This is a genomic window from Brevibacterium sp. SIMBA_078 (assembly GCF_046534565.1).
In the GTDB taxonomy this organism is placed as follows: Bacteria; Actinomycetota; Actinomycetes; order Actinomycetales; family Brevibacteriaceae; genus Brevibacterium.
On record NZ_JAWRYQ010000126.1, the window covers coordinates 1 to 301 of the forward strand.

At 35.5% G+C, this 301-nt stretch carries 1 protein-coding gene; it reads right to left on the reverse strand.

From position 1 onward, the window contains the following. Positions 1-301: hypothetical protein (locus SB749_RS19135; protein WP_410711695.1), on the reverse strand; the 301-nt coding region annotated here is incomplete at both ends.

The window sequence follows — 301 nt, forward strand, 5'->3', positions numbered from 1 at the left end:
TAGCTTTATATTGCTATGACCCGCTTGCTTAAGTTCTGCAACTCCTTGGCATAATGACTCCTCATCATTAATAACCAATGCAACAGTAACTAAGGTCAGCTCGCTACATAAGCTTAAAGAATGCAGTGGTACATTATTGCGATTTAACTTTAATGCTGGCGACATATCTAACAGCACATAATCATATTCTTGTTTTAAACGCAGTACCGCTTCATTTAAAACATGTTTGTTTTTTGCTGAATCAATGGACTCTAAATTGTGAATTGTAAGTACTTCAATACCTTGATAAGGCATAACACTG